The 18,815-nt window shown below is 71.6% G+C and carries 17 protein-coding genes; 6 read left to right on the top strand and 11 right to left on the bottom strand.

Going from position 1 to position 18,815, the window contains the following annotated elements; genetic code table 11:
- Positions 1–77 precede the first annotated feature (77 nt).
- The 5 genes from ACTWPP_RS00500 to ACTWPP_RS00480 are packed head-to-tail and all read right to left on the bottom strand — an operon-like array spanning position 78 to position 4,942.
- Positions 78–962 (bottom strand): aldehyde dehydrogenase family protein, encoded by an 885-nt coding sequence (locus ACTWPP_RS00500; protein ID WP_443102002.1) that lies wholly within the window; start codon positions 960–962, stop codon positions 78–80.
- The gene (locus tag ACTWPP_RS00495; RefSeq protein WP_443102001.1) at positions 955–2,400 is read right to left on the bottom strand and encodes an aldehyde dehydrogenase family protein; all 1,446 of its coding nucleotides are present in this window, start codon (positions 2,398–2,400) and stop codon (positions 955–957) included. The genes ACTWPP_RS00500 and ACTWPP_RS00495 overlap by 8 nt, the downstream gene beginning before the upstream one ends.
- Before the next feature lie 3 nt (positions 2,401–2,403).
- The gene (deoC, locus tag ACTWPP_RS00490) at positions 2,404–3,333 is read right to left on the bottom strand and encodes a deoxyribose-phosphate aldolase (RefSeq protein ID WP_443102000.1); all 930 of its coding nucleotides are present in this window, start codon (positions 3,331–3,333) and stop codon (positions 2,404–2,406) included.
- Positions 3,334–3,377: 44 nt separating this feature from the next.
- Entirely contained in the window at positions 3,378–4,442 is a 1,065-nt protein-coding gene (locus tag ACTWPP_RS00485) for a hypothetical protein (RefSeq protein WP_443101999.1), read from the bottom strand.
- Positions 4,439–4,942, bottom strand: coding sequence for a SigE family RNA polymerase sigma factor (locus ACTWPP_RS00480; RefSeq protein WP_443101998.1), 504 nt, complete (start codon positions 4,940–4,942; stop codon positions 4,439–4,441). The genes ACTWPP_RS00485 and ACTWPP_RS00480 overlap by 4 nt, the downstream gene beginning before the upstream one ends.
- Before the next feature lie 165 nt (positions 4,943–5,107).
- On the opposite strand from ACTWPP_RS00480, the gene ACTWPP_RS00475 reads away from it, so the two are divergent.
- The 3 genes from ACTWPP_RS00475 to ACTWPP_RS00465 are packed head-to-tail and all read left to right on the top strand — an operon-like array spanning position 5,108 to position 7,439.
- A complete protein-coding gene (locus ACTWPP_RS00475; RefSeq protein ID WP_443101997.1) occupies positions 5,108–5,512 on the top strand; it encodes a GntR family transcriptional regulator in 405 nt (134 codons plus the stop codon).
- The gene (locus ACTWPP_RS00470) at positions 5,509–6,390 is read left to right on the top strand and encodes an ABC transporter ATP-binding protein (RefSeq protein ID WP_443101996.1); all 882 of its coding nucleotides are present in this window, start codon (positions 5,509–5,511) and stop codon (positions 6,388–6,390) included. Before ACTWPP_RS00475 ends, ACTWPP_RS00470 begins: the two co-directional genes overlap by 4 nt.
- Positions 6,387–7,439, top strand: a complete 1,053-nt coding sequence (locus ACTWPP_RS00465) for an ABC transporter permease (protein WP_443101994.1) — start codon at positions 6,387–6,389, stop codon at positions 7,437–7,439. Before ACTWPP_RS00470 ends, ACTWPP_RS00465 begins: the two co-directional genes overlap by 4 nt.
- Before the next feature lie 58 nt (positions 7,440–7,497).
- Here ACTWPP_RS00465 and ACTWPP_RS00460 read toward each other — a convergent pair whose 3' ends face one another.
- Positions 7,498–8,256, bottom strand: a complete 759-nt coding sequence (locus ACTWPP_RS00460; RefSeq protein WP_443101993.1) for an IclR family transcriptional regulator — start codon at positions 8,254–8,256, stop codon at positions 7,498–7,500.
- Between the two features lie 252 nt (positions 8,257–8,508).
- Between ACTWPP_RS00460 and ACTWPP_RS00455 the strand changes: the two genes are divergently transcribed.
- Together ACTWPP_RS00455 and ACTWPP_RS00450 are read left to right on the top strand one after the other, a co-directional pair.
- Positions 8,509–10,488 carry an acyl-CoA dehydrogenase family protein gene (locus tag ACTWPP_RS00455; protein ID WP_443101992.1) on the top strand — a complete coding sequence of 660 codons (1,980 nt, stop codon included), beginning with the start codon at positions 8,509–8,511 and terminating at the stop codon, positions 10,486–10,488.
- A 236-nt stretch (positions 10,489–10,724) separates the two neighbouring features.
- Positions 10,725–11,570, top strand: coding sequence for a class I SAM-dependent methyltransferase (locus ACTWPP_RS00450; protein ID WP_443101991.1), 846 nt, complete (start codon positions 10,725–10,727; stop codon positions 11,568–11,570).
- 300 nt (positions 11,571–11,870) lie between these two features.
- Here the strand turns inward: ACTWPP_RS00450 and ACTWPP_RS00445 are convergent, their stop codons facing one another.
- Together ACTWPP_RS00445 and ACTWPP_RS00440 are read right to left on the bottom strand one after the other, a co-directional pair.
- On the bottom strand, positions 11,871–14,867 hold the full coding sequence (locus tag ACTWPP_RS00445) for a helix-turn-helix transcriptional regulator (RefSeq protein WP_443101990.1): 2,997 nt from the start codon (positions 14,865–14,867) through the stop codon (positions 11,871–11,873).
- Positions 14,868–14,909: 42 nt separating this feature from the next.
- Positions 14,910–15,944 (bottom strand): CaiB/BaiF CoA transferase family protein, encoded by a 1,035-nt coding sequence (locus ACTWPP_RS00440; protein ID WP_443101989.1) that lies wholly within the window; start codon positions 15,942–15,944, stop codon positions 14,910–14,912.
- A 587-nt stretch (positions 15,945–16,531) separates the two neighbouring features.
- Here ACTWPP_RS00440 and ACTWPP_RS00435 point away from each other — a divergent pair.
- Positions 16,532–16,837, top strand: coding sequence for an SCP2 sterol-binding domain-containing protein (locus ACTWPP_RS00435; protein WP_443101988.1), 306 nt, complete (start codon positions 16,532–16,534; stop codon positions 16,835–16,837).
- A 107-nt stretch (positions 16,838–16,944) separates the two neighbouring features.
- On the opposite strand, the gene ACTWPP_RS00430 is transcribed toward ACTWPP_RS00435, so the two are convergent.
- The 3 genes from ACTWPP_RS00430 to ACTWPP_RS00420 all read right to left on the bottom strand — a co-directional run bounded on the left by ACTWPP_RS00430 (position 16,945) and on the right by ACTWPP_RS00420 (position 18,809).
- Positions 16,945–17,682, bottom strand: a complete 738-nt coding sequence (locus ACTWPP_RS00430; protein ID WP_443101987.1) for a hypothetical protein — start codon at positions 17,680–17,682, stop codon at positions 16,945–16,947.
- A 132-nt stretch (positions 17,683–17,814) separates the two neighbouring features.
- Positions 17,815–18,297: a hypothetical protein gene (locus tag ACTWPP_RS00425; protein ID WP_443101986.1), complete on the bottom strand. Its 483-nt coding sequence runs from the start codon at positions 18,295–18,297 to the stop codon at positions 17,815–17,817.
- A complete protein-coding gene (locus ACTWPP_RS00420) occupies positions 18,294–18,809 on the bottom strand; it encodes an RNA polymerase sigma factor (protein WP_443101985.1) in 516 nt (171 codons plus the stop codon). The genes ACTWPP_RS00425 and ACTWPP_RS00420 overlap by 4 nt, the downstream gene beginning before the upstream one ends.
- Positions 18,810–18,815: the final 6 nt, after the last annotated feature.

Genomic DNA, 18,815 nt, shown 5'->3' with positions numbered 1-18,815 from the left:
TCCCCCCAGTGATGATCAGTTACGGGGAGATCTATTCCACGCTTTGTGACTGTCTACACACGCCGCGTCATTCCAGATCAGACGCCCACGGGATGCCAGACGGTCTTGGTCTCCAGGAACGCGGTCATCCGTGCGGTTCCGGGCTCGGCGGTCCAGTCGGCTCCGTCCGGGCGCAGGACGCGTTTGAGGTTCCCGGCGGCCTTGTCTTCGAGGTCCGGGACGTCCGCGGGCGCGGATCCGGTGAGGTCGACGGCGTTGACGTCCATGTGTCCCGCCAGCCACGGCGCGAGTTCCGCGCGGTGCCCGGTGAGGATGTTGATCACTCCGCCGGGCAGGTCGGACGTGGCGAGCACTTCGGCCAGCGTGATCGCCGGCAGCGGCGCCGGTTCGGACGCGACCACGACGGCGGTGTTCCCGGACACGATCGCCGGGGCCACGACCGACACCAGGCCGAGCAGCGGCGAGTCGGGCGCGACGACGGCGACGACGCCGGTGGGCTCCGGCGTGGAGAAGTTGAAGAACGGGCCGGACACGGGATTGGCGGACCCGGCGACGGCGGCGAGCTTGTCGGCCCACCCCGCGTACCACACCCACCGGTCGACGGCCGCGTCCACCTCGGCGGCGGCCTGCGGTTTCGTCAGGCCCGTTCCGCGGAGCTCGTCGACGAACTGGTCGCGGCGTCCCTCCAGCATCTCGGCGACGCGGTAGATGATCTGGCCGCGGTTGTAGGCGGTGCGCCCCGACCAGCCGGGAAACGCCTTGCGTGCGGCGACGACCGCGTCCCGGGCGTCCTTGCGGGACGCGCGGGCCGCGTTGGCGACGAAACGTCCCTTGGCGTCGGTGACCACGTAGGACCTGCCGGATTCGGATCGGGGGAACGCGCCGCCGATGAACAGCTTGTAGGTCTTGCGGACCGCGAGACGGCCGGCCCCCGCCTTCTCGGTCCGTGCTTTCTCAGGCATTGAGGTAGGCCTCCAGTCCGTGGCGTCCGCCCTCGCGGCCGAACCCCGATTCCTTGTAGCCGCCGAACGGGGACGCCGGGTCGAACTTGTTGAAGGTGTTGGCCCACACGACTCCGGCGCGCAGCCGCTGCGCCGTCCACAGGATCTGCGAGCCCTTCTCCGTCCAGATCCCCGCCGACAGCCCGTAGGGGGAGTTGTTGGCCTTGGTGACGGCCTCGTCGGGGGTACGGAACGTCAGCACCGACAGGACGGGCCCGAAGATCTCCTCACGGGCGATCCGGTGCGACTGGGCCACGCCCGTGAAGATCGTGGGCGCGAACCAGAAGCCCTGGGCGGGAAGGTCGCAGGGCGGGGACCAGCGTCCGGCGCCCTCCCGTTCGCCCGCGTCCGACAGCTCCTTGATCTTGGCGAGCTGGGCGGCGGAGTTGATCGCGCCGACGTCGGTGTTCTTGTCGAGGGGGTCGCCGACCCGCAGCGTCGCCATCCGGGTCTTGAGGCGGTCCAGGACCTCCTCGGCGACCGACTCCTGGACGAGCAGCCGGGAGCCCGCGCAGCACACGTGCCCCTGGTTGAAGAAGATGCCGTTGACGACGCCCTCGACGGCCTGGTCGAGCGCGGCGTCGGCGTAGACGATGTTGGCGGCCTTACCGCCGAGTTCGAGGGTCAGCTTCTTGTCCGTCCCGGCGAGGGCACGGGCGATCTGCCGCCCGACGTCGGTGGAGCCGGTGAAGGCGACCTTGTCGATCCCGTCGTGCTCGACGAGCGCGCGGCCGGTCTCACCGGCTCCGGTGATGATGTTGACGACCCCCGGCGGGAGCTCCGCCTGGCGGCAGATGTCGGCGAACAGCAGCGCGGTCAGCGGCGTCGTCTCGGCCGGCTTGAGGACGACGGTGTTGCCGCACGCCAGCGCGGGCGCGATCTTCCAGGCGAGCATCAGCAGCGGGAAGTTCCACGGGATCACCTGGCCCGCCACACCGACGGGCTTCGGGTCGGGCCCGAACCCGGCGTGGGGCAGTTTGTCGGCCCATCCGGCGTAGTAGAAGAACCATGCCGCGACCAGCGGGACGTCCACGTCCCGTGACTCGCGGATCGGCTTGCCGTTGTCGATCGACTCCAGCACCGCCAGCTCCCGCGACCGTTCCTGGATGATCCGGGCGATCCGGTACAGGTACTTGGCGCGCTCGCGGCCCGGCATCGGCCCCCACACCCTGTCGAACGCGGTGCGGGCGGACCGGACGGCGCGGTCCACGTCCGCCTCGTCCGCGCAGGCGATGTCGGCCAGGACGGTCTCGTCGGCCGGATTGATCGACTTGAACGGCTCGCCGTGCCCGTCGGTGAACTCGCCGTCGACGAACAGCCCGTAGGAGGCGCGGATGTCGACGACCGCCCGCGACTCGGGCGCCGGCGCGTACTCGAAGACCGTGTTCTCGGAAACCATGGATCAGTCCAGCGTGAAGTAGTCGGGACCGGAGTAGACCCCGGTGGCCAGCTTGCGGCGCTGCATCAGCAGATCGTTCAGCACACTGGAGGCGCCCAGCCGGAACCAGTCCGGCGTCAGCCAGTCCGGGCCGGCGGTCTCGTTGACCAGCACCAGGTACTTGATCGCGTCCTTGGTCGTCCGGATCCCGCCGGCCGGCTTGACGCCGACCTGCCGTCCGGTGGCCGCGCGGTAGTCGCGGACGGCCTCCAGCATCACCAGCGTCACCGGCGGCGTCGCGGCCGGCGACACCTTCCCCGTCGACGTCTTGATGAAGTCGGCGCCGGCCCGCATCGCCAGCCACGACGCCCGCCGGACGTTGTCGTAGGTGGCCAGCTCGCCCGTCTCCAGGATCACCTTCAGATGCGCGGGACCGGACGCGTCCCTGACCGCGACGATCTCGTCGAACACCTTGGCGTAGTCGCCGGACAGGAACGCGCCCCGGTCGATCACCATGTCGATCTCGGCCGCGCCCGCCGCGACCGCCGCGCGCGTGTCGGCGAGCTTGGCCTCCAGCGGCGCCCGCCCCGACGGGAACGACGTCGCCACGCTCGCCACCCCGATGCCCGTCCCCTCAAGGGAGCGGACGGCGACGTCGACCATGTCGGAGTACACGCACACCGCCGCGACCTTGGGGACGGACGCGTCCGCCGGATCGGGGTGGGCGGCCTTGGCGCACAGCGCCCGCACCTTCCCCGGAGTGTCCGCCCCCTCCAGGGTGGTCAGGTCCACCATCGAGATCGCGAGGTCGATCGCCTCGGCCTTCGCCGTCGTCTTGATGGACCTGGTGGCCAGTCGCGCGGCCCGCTCCTCGGCCCCCACCTGGTCCACGCCCGGCAGGCCGTGCAGGAAGGCGCGCAGCTCGGCGGCGCTGTTCAGAGTCTCCGTCGACACGCCCTAAGCATCGCCGAACTACGCCCCGGGCACAAAACAGACAGCTAACGAAGCGGTGTCGTCGTCCAGCGGGCGGGATCGGTGCCCAGCGGGGTGACGCGGCGGAACAGGCCGGTCAGCCCGCCACGGGCCTGCAGGCGCCGCAGCGGCTCGCCCGCCGCCACGATGTTGACGTCGAACCCGTCCACCCCGAACACCCAGAGCGTCTGCCGGTTCGGCTCCTTGCCGGGCCTCAGCCCCGGATGCGGGAGCCGCGTGTCGAACGCCGGATGCCCGTCGATCTTCGTGTTGGGCTTGAAGAGTTCCCTGTATCGCGGGCGGGACACCGACAGCAGGACCGTCAGCTGATCGTCCTCGCGGGGGCTCCCCAGCCTGATCATGGCCTCCGGCCGGGTGTCGACGAACGTCTGCGCGACCTTGAGACCGTCCGGAATCCCGGACACCCGCATCGGGAACGCCACCGGCTCGTCCCCGCCGAACCTCACACCCGCCGCGATGCGGTGGACGGTCGCCACATCGGCGACGGCCCGGTCGCCGATCGACAGCAGCGCCCAGCTCTTCGGCCGGTACTCCCACCGGAACTCCGCCGGCACCTGCTGCGACCCGGGTCCGCCCGGCTTGATCGACCAGTAGGCGGGCCGCCCGTTGACCGGCGCCGCCTTCGTCAGCTTCCCCTTCCGGGCTCCGGGCAGCAGCGGGATGCCCGGCCGTTCTCCGGGAGGCATCACGGTCAGCTCGATGGACATGCTCCCCGGGCCCCGCCCGGCATGCACCTCGTAGGAGGGGGACCGCCCGCCCTCCTGCGCGACCCGCGTCCGCGTGTAACCGGCGGGCAGCCACCCGAACGTGGCCTTCTGGACCAGCGGACTCGGATACTTCGACGGCTCCACGACCTTGTCGGGACGCTCTTCGTGGGACGACGACGGCAGCACCGCGACCACGGACACCGCCGCGGCGGTCCCCGCCGCCACGACGACCACCGCCGCCTTCCGGGCCCGCCGCATCCGCCTGACCCTCCGTCCGGCGGCCACCGCCGCCGGGACGTCCACGGCGGGTGCGGGTCCGGGCGTCCGGGCGAGGCGCTCCAGTTCCGCCTTGAGATCGTTCACGCCAGCCTCTCCCCTTCAGCCACCGGCCCCAGCACGCGCCGCAGCGCGTCCAGGCCGCGCGCGCTCTGGCTCTTGACCGTCCCGGTGGAGCAGTTCAGGGCGTCGGCCGTCTGCTCGATGGACAGATCGCAGTAGAAGCGCAGCACCACCGCGGCCCGCTGGCGCGGCGGCAACTCCGCCAGCGCCGCCCGCAGATCCACCCCGCCCGCGTGGTCGGCGGGTTCGACGGCCGTGTCCGGCGTCCGGTCGACGACCCGGACCCGCTGTCGCCAGCCGCCCCGCTGCTCGGCCAGGAACACCCTGACCAGGACCGTCCGGGCGTACCCGTCGACGTTCTCCGCCGCCGACGCCCGCCGCCAGTGCACGTAGAGACGCGTGATCGCTGACTGGACGAGGTCGTCCGCTCGGTGCCAGTCCTGGCACAGCAGGTAGGCGACCCGCCGTAACCACGGCATCCGGGCCGTCACGTAGGCGGTGAACTCCTCGTCACGGCTCGCCATCCGCACACTCCTCGCCTGCTCCACACCCACCTGATGCACCGGGCCCCGCAGAAGGTTGCACACGCCACGGAAATGACCGGGGTCCCTTGCCGACTGCCCGGACTTTCGCCGGCGCTGTTGACATGAGATAGAGCCATACCTCTAAAGTACTAGGATCCTAGTTAAATGGAGGTGTCGGTGATCGAGTTCCATCTGGATCCCGGTTCGGGCGTCTCGCCGTACATGCAGCTCGTCCGGCAGGTGCGGCACGCGCTGCGGCTCGACCTGCTGCGCGAGGGCGATCAGCTGCCGACGGTCAAGGACGTGGTGGCGCAGCTCGCGATCAACCCGAACACCGTGCTCAAGGCGTACCGGGAACTCGAACACGAGGGCCTCGTCGCGCCGCGTCCGGGCGTCGGGACGTTCGTGACGCGCACGCTGGCGGGCGAGTCGCTCGCCGCGCACGGGCCGCTGCGCCAGGACCTGAAGCGCTGGCTGGCCAAGGCGCGGCTGGCCGGACTCGACGACGAGAGCATCGAGGCGCTGTTCATGACGACCTTTCGGTCCGCCAGTCAGGAGGACATAGCGTGACCACCGCCTTGCAGGCCCAGGGACTGGGCAGGAAGTACGGGCAGCGCTGGGCGCTGTCCGATTGCACGCTCGACATCCCGGCCGGACGGGTCGTCGGCCTCGTCGGGCCGAACGGCGCGGGCAAGACGACGCTGCTGAACCTGGCGGTCGGCCAGCTCGCGCCGTCCGCCGGCGACATCCAGGTGCTCGGCGGGCGTCCGGCGAGCGGACCCGAGCAGCTCGCCAAGGTCGGGTACGTCGCGCAGGACACGCCCACCTACGCCGGGCTGAGCATCGCCGACCACCTCAAGCTCGGTGCCCGGCTCAACCCCCGATGGGACGACGCCCTCGCCCGGGAACGCGTCGAGCGACTCGGGCTCGACCCCGCGCAGCGGGCCGGGAAACTGTCCGGCGGGCAGCGGGCCCAGCTCGCCCTCACCCTCGGCATCGCCAAGCGGCCCGAACTGCTGATCCTGGACGAGCCGGTCGCCGCTCTCGATCCACTGGCCCGCCGCGAGTTCCTGCAGGGTCTGCTGGAGGCCGCCGTCGAGCACTCGCTCAGCGTCGTGCTGTCGTCCCATCTGGTGTCGGACCTGGAACGGACCTGCGACTACCTCATCGTCCTCGTCGACTCGCGCGTCCGGGTGGCCGGGGACGTCGACGACCTTCTCGCCGCCCACCACCGGCTGACCGGGCCGCGCCGCGACCCGGCGACGCTGCCGGCCGGGCAGGAAATCGTGTCCGAGAGCCACACCGACAGGCAGAGCACCCTCATCGTCCGGACGGACGACCCGATCCACGACCCCGCGTGGACGGTCGGCCAGATCGGGATGGAAGACCTCGTCCTGGCCTACATGGCCCCGGCCCCGACCCGTCCCGCACTGGAGGCGATCCGATGATCTGGCTGACGCTCCGGCAGTTCCGCGTCCAGGGCGCGGTGGCGTTCGGCGGCCTCGCGGTCCTCGGCGCCGTCCTGGCGGTCACCGGGCCCGGTCTCTCCGACGACTACGGCGAAGGGCTCGCGGTCTGCACCGCCCAGGGCGACTGCACGAGTTTCAACAGGCAGTTCCTCGACGACCACCAGGCGTACTTCGGCGCGCTGATCGGCATCGTGCTGTTCCTCCCGGGCCTCATCGGCATCTTCTGGGGCGCGCCGCTCATCACCCGTGAGCTCGAGAACGGAACGCACCGGCTCGTCTGGAACCAGAGCGTCACCCGAACCCGCTGGCTGGCCGTCAAGCTCGGCCTCATCGGCCTGGCCACCGTGGGCGCCGCGGGGCTCGCCGTGCTCGCCGCGAGCTGGTGGTCCGATCCGCTGGACAAGGCGGCGGCCGAGAGCCTCCCGCGGATGACGCCGCTCCTGTTCGACGCACGGGGCATCACTCCGATCGGCTACGCGGCCTTCGCCTTCATGCTCGGGGTCACCGTCGGCGTCCTCGTGCGCCGCCTGCTGCCGACCATGGCGATCACCCTGGCCGTGTTCGTCGCCGTCCAGATCGCGATGCCGCTGTGGGTCCGCCCCTACCTCATCCCCCCGGAGAGCAAGACCGTCTCGATCTCGACCGAGAACCATGGGGAAATGATGCTGAACGCACCCCCGGACTCCGCGTCCGCACACATGCGGGTGGAGGTGGAGGCGGAACCGGGGGCCTGGACAGTCTCGAACGACACGATCGACGCGTCGGGCCGCATCGTCGATGAAATTCCCATTTCCCAGTTCGACGGAGCGTGCGCACCGCCGGGACCAGGGCCGAACGGCGAGCCGCCGCATGGCCCGGCGCAGGCGTGCTTCGACGCGATCGCCCAGAACGGCTACAAGCAGAAGGTGGTCTACCAGCCCGCCGAACGCTTCTGGCCGCTCCAGTGGGCCGAGACGGGGGTGTTCGCCGTCCTCACCCTGGGCCTGACGGGCTTCTGCTTCTACTGGACGCGCCGCCGCGTTTCCTAGAAGTCCCAGAAACCGCTCACCGCCACCGGGACGCACCGGTGGCGGTGATGCCGTCGGGTCAGGGGGTGAGGGTGATCGTGCGCTGGATCTCCTCCGCGGCCGCGCGCATCCGGTGCGCCGACCGCTCGATCCTGGGGAGCTTGCCGGGGCGGCACGAGATGGCGACCGCGCCGAGGACGGTGCCGGTGGCGTCGGTGACCGGGACGGCGGCGCAGGCGGTGCCGAGAGAGTACTCCTCGCGGTCGAACTGCAGGCCGCTCGGGGAGCCGAGGGACCGGAACAGCCGTCCGGGGTCGGTGATGGTGTTCGGGGTCAGGTCGACGAGCGGGTGCCGGGACAGGTAGTCGCGCCGGTGCTCGTCGTCGAACTGGCTCAGCACGCACTTGCCGATGGCGGTGGCGTGCGCGGCGTCCTCGAAGCCGACCCACACGTCCACGCGGGGGGCGCGCGGGCCGTCGGCGATGTCGATGAGGCGGATCTCGTCGTCCATATGCATGCTGAAATAGGCCGCGACTCCCAGCTCGTCCCGCAGCGACATCAGGGTCGGGCGGATCCGGGCGAGCAGCTGCTGTGTCCTGCTCCGCCCGTGCAGGGACTCGACCCGCTCGCCCAGCACCCAGACACCGTCCGGCAGGCGCGTGGCGTAGCCCTCGTGCGCGAGGGTGCGCAGCAGGTGGTAGGTGGTGGCGAGCGGGAGCCGGGCCTCCCGGGCGAGCTGCTTGGCGGGCGCGCCGCTCGGATGAGACGCGACCACCTCCATCAGACGCAGCGCACGCTGCACGGAGGCGATGAGAGTGGGTTTGCGTGTCTCATCCATTACGCACAGCGAACCCCTCTGGCCCGGTCCGGTCAAGGCCTCGGCGACGGTCCCGTTCATTGGATCACCTCCTCCGTCCGCCCGGGGAGGGTTTCCCGATCCGGCCACGGGAAATGGCGATCACATGCATGGGACTACTCAGAAGTACAACCGGGGAGTAACTTCGGGGCATCGGCACGTCGCATCCGAGGACCCCAGATCAGCAGATCCGAACGGGGGACGTGGGGGGCCGTCCCCTTCCCAGGAGGACGCATGAGCCAGAGCAGCCACGCCCACGTCGACGAGCGGACCGCCCGGAAGGTCGCCGAGGAGGCGCGCGAGACGGAATGGCGGCTGCCGAGCTTCGGCAAGCAGCTGTTCCTCGGCGACTTCCGCCTCGACCTCATCCACCCGCATCCGCGTCCCGACGGGGAGGCCCGCCGCAAGGGCGAGGAATTCCTCGCGCGGCTCACCGAGTTCTGCGCCACCAAGATCGACGCGGCGCTCATCGAACGGGAATCGCGCATCCCGGACGACGTCGTCGAGGGCCTGCGCGAACTCGGCGCGCTCGGCATGAAGATCCCCGAGAAGTACGGCGGCCTCGGGCTCAGCCAGCTGTACTACGGCCGGGCACTGATGATCGTCGGCTCGGTCAGCCCCGCCCTCGGCGCGCTGCTGTCGGCGCACCAGTCCATCGGCGTCCCGCAGCCGGTCAAGCTGTTCGGGACGCCGGAGCAGAAGGACGAATGGCTGCCGCGCTGCGCCAAGCAGGTCAGCGCGTTCCTGCTCACCGAGCCCGACGTCGGCTCCGACCCGGCCCGGCTGCGCGCCACCGCCGTCCCCGACGGCGACGACTACGTCCTCAACGGCGTCAAGCTGTGGACGACCAACGGCGTCATCGCCGACCTCGTCGTCGTGATGGCGCGCGTCCCGAAGCAGGAACGGACCGGCGGCGACGGCGGCCACCGCGGCGGCATCTCCGCGTTCGTCGTGGACATGTCCACGCCCGGCATCACCGTGGAGAACCGCAACGCGTTCATGGGGCTGCGCGGCATCGAGAACGGCGTCACCCGGTTCCACGACGTCCGCGTCCCGAAGGCGAACCTCATCGGCAAGGAGGGCGCGGGCCTGAAGGTCGCGCTGACCACGCTCAACACCGGGCGGCTGTCGCTGCCCGCGATCTGCGCGGCGAGCGGCAAGTGGGCCGCCAGGATCGCGCGGGAGTGGTCGAAGGAGCGGGTGCAGTGGGGCCGGCCCGTCGGCGAGCACGAGGCCGTGTCCCGCAAGATCGCGTTCATCGCGGCGACCGCGTACGCGATGGAGGCCATTCTCGACCTGTCCAGCCAGCTCGCCGACGACGAACGCAACGACATCCGGATCGAGGCCGCGCTGGCGAAACTGTGGTCGTCGGAGATGGCGTGCCGCGCCGCGGACGAGCTGGTCCAGGTGCGCGGCGGCCGCGGCTACGAGACCGCCGAGTCCCTCGCGGCGCGCGGCGAACGCGGCGTCCCGGCCGAGCAGGTCCTGCGCGACCTGCGCATCAACCGGATCTTCGAGGGCTCCACCGAGATCATGCATCTGCTGATCGCCCGCGAGGCGGTGGACGCGCACCTGTCGGTCGCCGGCGACATCATCGACCCGGACGCGTCCACCGGGCAGAAGGCGCGGGCGGCGGCGAAGGCGGGCGGTTTCTACGCGCGCTGGCTGCCGACGCTGGTCACCGGGGCCGGGCACCGCCCGAAGTCCTACGCCGAGTTCGGAGAGCTGGCCAAGCACCTGCGGTACGTCGAGCGGGCGTCCCGCAAGCTGGCCCGTTCGATCTTCTACGCGGCCGGGCGCTGGCAGGGCGGCCTGGAGCAGCGGCAGGGGTTCCTCGGCCGGATGGTCGACATCGGCGCCGAACTGTTCGCGATGAGCGCTGTGTGCGTCCGCGCGCACGCCGACTCGTCGGCCGAGGGCCCGCTCGGCAGCGCCGGACGGGACGGCGAGGGTCCGGCCACGGCGCCCGGCGCGTCGGCCGTGCTGCTCGCGGACGCGTTCTGCCGGCAGTCGCGCGTCCGCGTCGACGAACTGTTCGACGGGCTGTGGCGCAACACCGACGCGATGGACGTGAAACTCGCCCGGGCCGTCCTCGCGGGCGACTTCGCCTGGGTGGAGGAAGGCGTCCTCGACCCGTCCATTCCCGGGCCGTGGATCGCGCCGTCCGAACCGGGTGCGAGTGAGAAGGAGGACGTCCACCGCACCATCGGCTGACCAGCGGAGACCCGCCACACCACCGGGCACGGCGGCACACCGGACACCGGACCCGCGCACACCGCGCGGCGCGCGGTGTTCGGTCACCGCGCCGCGCCCGGCGCCCGCGGCTGGGTAGACTGGCCCGATCTTCGCGCCTGAGATCGGACCGTCCCGAGCGGATCAGGTCATCCGGTCCGGCGAACGAGCATCCGAGCGCCAACGCACAGCGCCAACGCACCCAGCGAGCGGGAAGTATGCAGTCACCTGGTCAGAAGAAGTCCATCGCAGGCACCCTCCTCAACCTCGTCGGCAGCCGGCAGAAGAAGCCGTCCGGCCCGGCCGCCGCACCCGCCGCGCCCGCCGCGGGTGAGAACGCGGGCGGGGACGTCGTCCAGCCCGCCGCCGGGGAAGGGGCACTGGAGAACCATCTGGGCGGGGACGAGGCCCGCAACTACCGCAAGTACGAGTACGAGACCGTCGCCCCGCACGTCGGCCGGTCCATGCTGGAGGTCGGCTCGGGTCTCGGGCACTTCTCCGAGCAGTTCGCCGGGCGCCTCGACTACCTCGTCGTCAGCGACAACGACCCGTACTGCGTCGGTGAGCTGCGCAAGCGCTACGACGGTGACGGCGACGTCGAGGTCATCGACCTGGCGCTGCCCGCCGAAATCGAGATCCGGCGCAAGGTCGACACCGTCGTGATGATGAACGTCCTGGAGCACATCAAGGACGACGTCCAGGCGCTCCGCGACCTCGCGTCCGTCACCGAGCCCGGCGGCCGGATCGTCATCTGGGTGCCCGGCTACATGCAGCTGTACGGGGACTTCGACCGCAAGGTCGGTCACGTCACCCGGTACACCCCGGCGACGCTGGAGGCGTCCGTCCGCGAGGCCGGGCTCGTCCCCGAGGTGCTCAAGCCGATCAACTTCCTCGGCGGGATCGCCTGGTGGTTCGCGGTCCGCCGCGGCGGCGCCGGCTACCCCGACCCGAAGCTCGTCAAGATCTACGACCGGACGGTCGTGCCGCTCACCCGCACCATCGAGCGCGTGGTCAAGCCGCCGTTCGGGCAGACGGTGTTCTGCGTCGCCCGCGTCCCCCGCTGACACGGCCGGGTCCCGGACGGGACGCGCCGGGCGAGGACGCCTTGGACGGGGACGGGTCACGAAACACGGCTCGTCCCCGTCGCTTTTTTCCTGTACCGGAGATCGGTATGTCTTCCCGTACCTGGCGGCCCCTCGACCACGACACTGGGCATTGGCCGGAACGGTCACGGGCCGCCTCTCCGGGCGGAGAAGCACGCCTGCTTCCGCGGACCGTGACCGCGAAGGCCGGCCACGAAGTTCCCGTGTGGTCCGACGGTTCGGGGGCGGGGGTCCTGCGGAGGGGAGATCCCCGCCACCGAATCACGTCAGGGAGGCGGCGCCACGCCCGTTCTCGGCGGTGTCGCGCCCGGCGGGCGCGGCGAACAGCGACAGGCGGTGCGCGGTCGCGGCGGCCTCACCACGGCTCGCCACGTCCAGCTTCCCGAGGATGTTGGAGACGTGCACGCTGGCCGTCTTCGCCGAGATGAAAAGCGCCTCGGCGATGTCGCGGTTGCTGCGGCCCTCCGCGACCAGGCGCAGCACCTCGTACTCCCGCGGCGTCAGCCCGAGCGGCGCGGACGTCTCGCCTCCCCGCGGTGTGCGGGTGCGGCGCAGCAGGTCGGCGACGCGTTCGCCGAGCAGGACGGCGCCGAGGCCGTCCGCCAGCTCCGCAGCCGTCCGCAGCCGGGACGCCGCCGCGTCGTGGTCGCCGCCCGCCAGCGCGGCCTCCGCCGCGTGGAACAGCGCCCCCGCCCGGTAGTACGGGTTGCCGAGCGCCTCCCACGCCGCCGCGGCCTCCTCCCAGGCGGCCAGGTCGAGGACGCCGCGCGCGCGGGCCAGCTCGGCGCTGAACGTGAGGCAGTGCGCACGCTGGAGAGGGCCGTTGACGTCGAGGGCGGCGGCGCGTTCCTCGATCCGCCGCAGGTCGCCCGCGGCGGCGGGGCCCAGCTCCGCGCAGACCGACGCGCCGGTGACCAGCGCCGGCCAGGCGTAGCGGGCGTCGTCGGGCAGGCCCGCGTGACCGACGACGGGACGCACCGCGTCCAGCGCCGCTTCGGCGCGTCCTTCGGCGAGCGCCACGTTCGCCTCAAGCCAGAGCGTGCTGAAGTAGTCCTGGGTCTTGAGCCACTTCATCCTGAGGTTCATGATGTCGCGGGACGTGATCAGCCGCTCTTTCGCGGTGACCAGGTCCCCGCGCGACAGCGCCATCCAGCCGGACAGGACGAGCAGCGACGTGCGGGTCGTCACCGCGGGGTCCTGCTCCATGGCGTGGTTCAGCACGCTGACGGCCTCGTCCCACCGGCCGAGCGAGACGAGCGGCTCGGCCTGGTTGATGGACAGGAACGTCCCCTGCGTACGGGCCACACCGTGCTCGCGGGCGAGTTCGATGCCGCGTCCGGCGACGGCGGCGGCCTCCTCGTGCCGGCCGGCGCCCTCCAGGAAATGCGTCTTGATCACGTAGTACCGGAGCAGGACCCGGTGGTCGCCGCTGGCCTTCACCGTCTGTTCGACCTCGGCGAGGTCGACCTCGTTCACGTAGTCGATGTCGGCGCAGAACTGGGTGATCAGCGCCTCCGCCTCGGTGAGGGGGTCGCCGAGCGCCCGCGCGATGGCCAGGGACTCGGCCGCCGCCCTGCGGGCCTCGCCGATGTCGGTGGTGAGCCGGACGTAGTTCCCCAGCGTGGCCAGCGCACGCGCGCGCAGCGCGGTCGGCGGGTCGGGCGGCAGCAGCGCCACCGCGGCCCGCAGGTCCTCGACGAAGCCCGGACGCGCCATCTGGTAGCGCATGCGGCCGCGCAACTCCAGCAGCATCGCCACGCGGGCCGGGTCACGCGGGCCCTCCCCGGCCTCCGGCGCCGCCCCGGCCGCCGGCACGGTCCCGGCCTCGGCTTCGACTTCGCGGAGGGCCGCGGTGACGAGCTTGATGCCGCGGTCGAACTCGCCGGCCTGGTCGGCGGCGGACGCGGCCTTCTCCAGGACCGTGACGTGGTCGGCGTCGATGCGTTCCTCCGCGTCCGGGACCCGGTCCCACAGTTCGAGGACGCGCGACAGCATCGTCAAGCACTCGGCGTAAGCGAGGGCCTTGCGTGCGTGGGCGGCGGCGCGCCAGGACGCGACCAGCGCCCACGTACTGTCGTGGGCGGCCTTCCAGTGGTAGCTCAACTCGACCCAGAGCCGCCCGGACGGAACGAGCGCCGGGTCGTCCTCCAGGGCTTCGGCATAGCGCCGGTGCAGCCGCGTGTACTCGCCCGGCAGCAGGTCGTCGTGGACGGCCTCGCGGATCAGGGCGTGCCGGAACGCGTAGCCGTCGCCGTCCACGACCAGCACGTTGGCGGCGACGGCGGGACGGAGCACCCGCGTCAGCGCGGTGTCTTCGAGGCCGGTGACGGCGGCCAGCAGCGCGTGGTCGATGCGGGTGCCGCCGCCGCTGGCGTCCCGCAGGACGTCCTGGGTCTCCTCCGGCAGGCGCTGAACGCCGGCCAGCAGCAGATCGCGCAGCGACTCGGGGATCTCGCACGCCAGCGTGCCGTCGTCGTCGAGGAGCGCCTCGATGAACAGCGGGTTTCCCTCGCTGCGGGCGGCGATCCGCTCGACGAGGCCGGGCGGGGCCTGGCGGTGCTCGTCCCCGAGAAGCTCCGCCACGAGCGCGGCCACATCGCTGCGGGACAGCGGGGCGATCTCCGTCCGCCGGACGCGTTCGACCCGCTCCAGCCCGGCGAGCAGCGGGCGCAGCGGATGGGTGCGGTGCAGCTCGTCCGACCGGTACGTGACGACGATCAGCACCGGCGCGACGCCGAGGTTGCGGATCAGGAAGGCCAGCAGGTCGCGGGTGGAGCGGTCGGCCCAGTGGGCGTCCTCGATGACCAGCACGACCGGGCCGCGTTCGGCGAGCCGCTCCAGCAGCGTCAGCATCACCTCGAACAGCCGTGCGCGCTCCTCACCGGAGGCGGCGTCGGACTCGGGCTCCCCGAACTCGGGCAGCAGCCGGGCGAGGCCGCCGGTGTCGCCGCGCGGCACGAGCCCGGCGACGCCGTCGATGCCGATGTCGCGGACGAGTTCGCGCAGGACGGTCGTGAACGGGGCGAACGGCAGGCCGTCGGAGCCGAGCTCCAGGCAGCCGCCGACGAGCACCCTGGCGCGTCCGCCGCCGGCGGCGCCCGCCACGGTCCGGGCGAACTCGCGGATCAGGCGGGTCTTGCCGAGGCCCGCGTCACCGCCGATGAGCACGGCCCCGGGCGCCCCGGCGAGCGCGTCCTCCAGCTCCCCCAGCTCGGCCGACCGGCCGACCAGGACGGGACTCATCACACGTGGGCTCACGTCACAAGCATGCCACCCGGATCGGACATTCCAACCTGAATATCAGTCCGTGAGATGACGCCAGCCCTGCCCGCGATGCTCGTCCAGCTCGGCGACCGGTCCTTCGGGGAGCGGCGGGTGCACGGTCGTCCGCACCGGTCCCTCGGCCTGGACCCGCCGCTGCCCGAAGTGGCCGACGCCGAGCATCTCGGCGCGGGACAGCAGGAGCGCGACCGGTGCGCCGGCCTCGGTCAGGCGCTCGATCGCCTCCGCCCCGGTGAGCTTCCCGACGGCGGCGGTCACGGCGGCGTCCAGCTCCCCGATCCTGCCCAGCCGCTCGGCGAACGGGACGTCCGCGTGCTCGCCGATCCCGAGGGCGCGGCACGTCGCCGCCCACAGCTTGTCCTCGGACACGACCCCGAGCGTGATCTTCCGGCCGTCCTTCGCCGGGTACACGCCGTATCCGGGGACGGGCCCGGCGCCCGACCGCCGTGTCGCCTCCGGGACGGTGCCGACCCAGTGAGCCAGGACGTCCGCCATACCGAGGTCGATCCGGTCGCCGACGCCGGTGGCCCGTGCCTTCAGGCAGGCGGCGGTGATCGCGAACGCGGCCATCGTTGCGGCGGACATATCCGCTATGGGCAGCTCGTCCGCCTCGGGTGACACGGCGTCGGGCGGGAGCGCGGCGGCGTAGGCGCGGTAGTTGATGTCATGTCCGGGGACGTCCGACAGCGGCCCCTCGGCGCCGTACCCGGAGATGGAGCAGTAGACGAGGCCCGGGTTGAGTTCGCGCAGCGCCTCGTGCCCCACACCGAGCCGGTCGGCCACACCGGGCCTGAACCCCTCGACGAAGACCTCGGCGCCGCCCGCCAGCTCCCGGCACCGCGCGAGCCCGTCCTCGGACTTCAGGTCGAGCACCATGCTGCGCTTGTGCCGGTTGAGGACGTCGAAGTGACTCCGGAACATCCGCATCGGCTCCCCGCGCGGCGGCTCCACCTTGATCACATCGGCGCCGAGCTGGGCGAGCAGCTGGGTCGCGTACGGGCCGGGCCGCCACATCGTCAGGTCCAGGACCCGGAGTCCGTCCAGCGGCGCCATGGGCCTCCTCCCGCCGTTCCGTCCGGTTCACGGTGCCGTCCCGGCCCGCACCACGTCAAGCGAACGCTTGGTCGGCGCGGTCCGGGGCTTGTTGACGTGGCGTCCAATCGGGGTGAGGCTGACCCGAAGGGGCGACCGGGTGACGAGCGACCGGGTGACGAGGGATCCGGCGCTACGAGTCGGTCGGCGTCGACCAGATCTCCTTCGTCCTCCAGGCGGGCCCGAACAAGCACGAGCACATATGCGAGACCCTCGAACTGTTCGGGAAAGCCGTCCTGCCCCATTTCACCGAAGGCCGCGACGAACGCGAAGCCGCCAAGGCCGAACGCCTCGCCCCCGCCATCGAGGCCGCCCTCGCCCGCCGGAAACCGGCCCGCACGACGCCGCCCGGCTACCGCATCGACGAGGACGCGGAAGTCGCCCGCGCACACCGCTCGTCCCGTACCCGGCTTCCCGTCGGCGCGGACATCCGCGCCGCGAGCCGCAGACGGTTTCGGCGAGGCTTCTACAAACTCGTCCACGGCCGGACCGACGCGCAGATCGAACGGCGTTTCGGCCCGAACGCCCAACGCGTCTTCTTCGCCGGCATGGCCCGCGCCTACGACCCGTCCGCGTCGGGCGGTTTCACCGGCGAACTGGAAATCCGCCTGACCCGTACGGGCGGCGAGACCGCCTGGACGCTCGGCATCGGCAAGACCCGCGCCCGCGCCCGCCAGGGCCCCGCGAAGGACCCGGCCCTCACCCTCACGATGTCGACGGCCGACTTCCTGCGAACCCTCGCCGGCGACGCGAACCCGGCGTCCCTCATCATGGACGGCCGGCTGGAACTGCGCGGCGACTTCGAACTGGCGCCGCGCCTCAGCGAAATGTTCGGCGGCCCGTCCCCCTACTGAGTCGGGGTGGTGGCCGTGGTCCCCCGACCTCCACGGCCACCACACAGTCAGACGCCCACACCCCACGCCCAGGTTCGCGCTCCCCCGCAAAAAGATCGATCACTGAGCTAATCGGCGGACGGACGTCCGGCGATGAGGTCGCTCAGCCGATCACCGAACCGCTGCACGGGACGCCGGTACCGGCGTTCACGAACCTGCGCCCGCCGCTCCTTCCGCGAACCCGCTGAGTACCGGCGCCGGGCCCAGAGCGACTCCGGCCGCGCCAGCCGTACGGCCCCGACCAGCGCGATCACGCCGACGAACAACCCGATGACCCCTGTCCAGATCTTGCCCTTGACCAGGGCGACCACGGCCACGCACGCATCGAGCACGAGAACGAGCATGACGCTCCACAGCCCGTCCCCCGCGATGTCGTCCACGCCCAATGGCCGCAGACCCAGCAACAGCAACCCGCACAGGGCGATCGTGATGAACACGACCTCGACCGACAACCGGCCCTGCTCGCTCCAGTAGACGTCCCGCATGTACAGGACCAGCGCGAACTCGTCCAGCACCAGCGCGGTCCCGACCCCGAACACCGCCGCGGACGCCGCAGCCCACCCGGACGACCCGTCCTGGACGGCCAGCCCGCCGACACCGCCCACGCACATGAACACCAGGCCGAACACCACGTGATGAATGTGCTGCCCGCCCGGCGTGACGTTCCCCGGCCACCACCGCACCCGCCGCCGGATCATCCGCACGCTGAACCGGATGAACAGGAACCCGGCGATGAACGCCACGAAGAAGCAGAACAACCGCAGCCGCCCGGTGTCCGCGATCTCCCGCGTGAACCACTCCCCCACACCGGGGGCTTTCCCGCCGCCGGGCAAAATCAGGTCACCCCACGCCCAACGGTTCCTACCGTTCACCGCCTTAGAACGATGTCATCGAAGTCAGGTCTGTCGTTGGCGCCGAGCGGGATGGGCGGGTCGGTTTCATCGGTGGTCGGGATCGGTGAGGTCTGTTTTTCGGCGTAGGAGGACTGCTCGGCGTTTGTGGGCGCGGGTGACCAGCAGCGCGCCCAGGGTGATGAGGACGGCGCTCGTCGCCAGGGCGAGGGTCGTGCCTCGGTCCCTGACGACGGCCAGGGTGACCGTGACGGTCGCGGTGAGCAGGGCGGCGGCCGTGGCGAGCCAGGCGGCGATCACCTGGTCCAGGGCGAACAGCGGGGTGCGCCGTGTGAGGGACCAGATGCCGTAGCCGGTCCATGCCAGGCAGATCAGGGTGAGCAGGGCGAAGGACAGGTGTGTGCGGTCTGGCAGCGGCCCCGGTTCGGTGGCCCACAAGAGCGTGGTGAACGTCGCTCCGGACAGTCCGGCGAGCAATGCCCCGACGTTCCGGAGGCGCCGGCCGCGCGACATCATCGGCTCCAGCCGCTCCAGCATTTCCCCTGCGGTGATGCGCGGTTCGTCGGTCATGGCTGGTATCCCTTCTCGGCCAGGTGTTCGCGGAGCAGGCGGCGGGCGCGGTGGAGGCGGGATTTGACTGTGCCGACGGGGACGGCGCAGATCTGCGCGCAGTCCTCGGCGGACAGGTCCTCCAGGTAGAACAGGATGAGGATCTCTCGTTCGGCGGCCGGCAGCGCGGCCAGGGCGGCGACCAGTACGGTGCGGTCCACGACTTCGCCGGCCAGGTCGTCCGGCGGCGGGCCGGCGGGGGTTTCGGTGACCGTGTACTCCTGGCGGAGCCTGTTGAGCACCGCACGGCGGGCGATGGTGAACAGCCAGGGGGCGAACCTGGCGGGGTCGGCCAGCCGGGGCAGGCCGCGCAGGACCGCCACCCAGACCTCCTGGGCCACGTCGTCGGCTCGTTGTTCGTCCAGCATCCGGCGGGTGAACGTCCACACCGGGACGTGCCAGCGGCGCACCAGCTCGGCGAAGGCCGCCCGTTCCCCCAGTTGGGAGCGGACCACCAGCAGTTCGTCGTCCATCTCGTC

The organism is Actinomadura sp. 3N407 (genome assembly GCF_052245875.1).
In the GTDB taxonomy this organism is placed as follows: Bacteria; Actinomycetota; Actinomycetes; order Streptosporangiales; family Streptosporangiaceae; genus Spirillospora.
The sequence above is the reverse complement of the archived record's forward strand: the minus strand, read 5'-3'. Positions and strand labels throughout refer to the sequence as shown.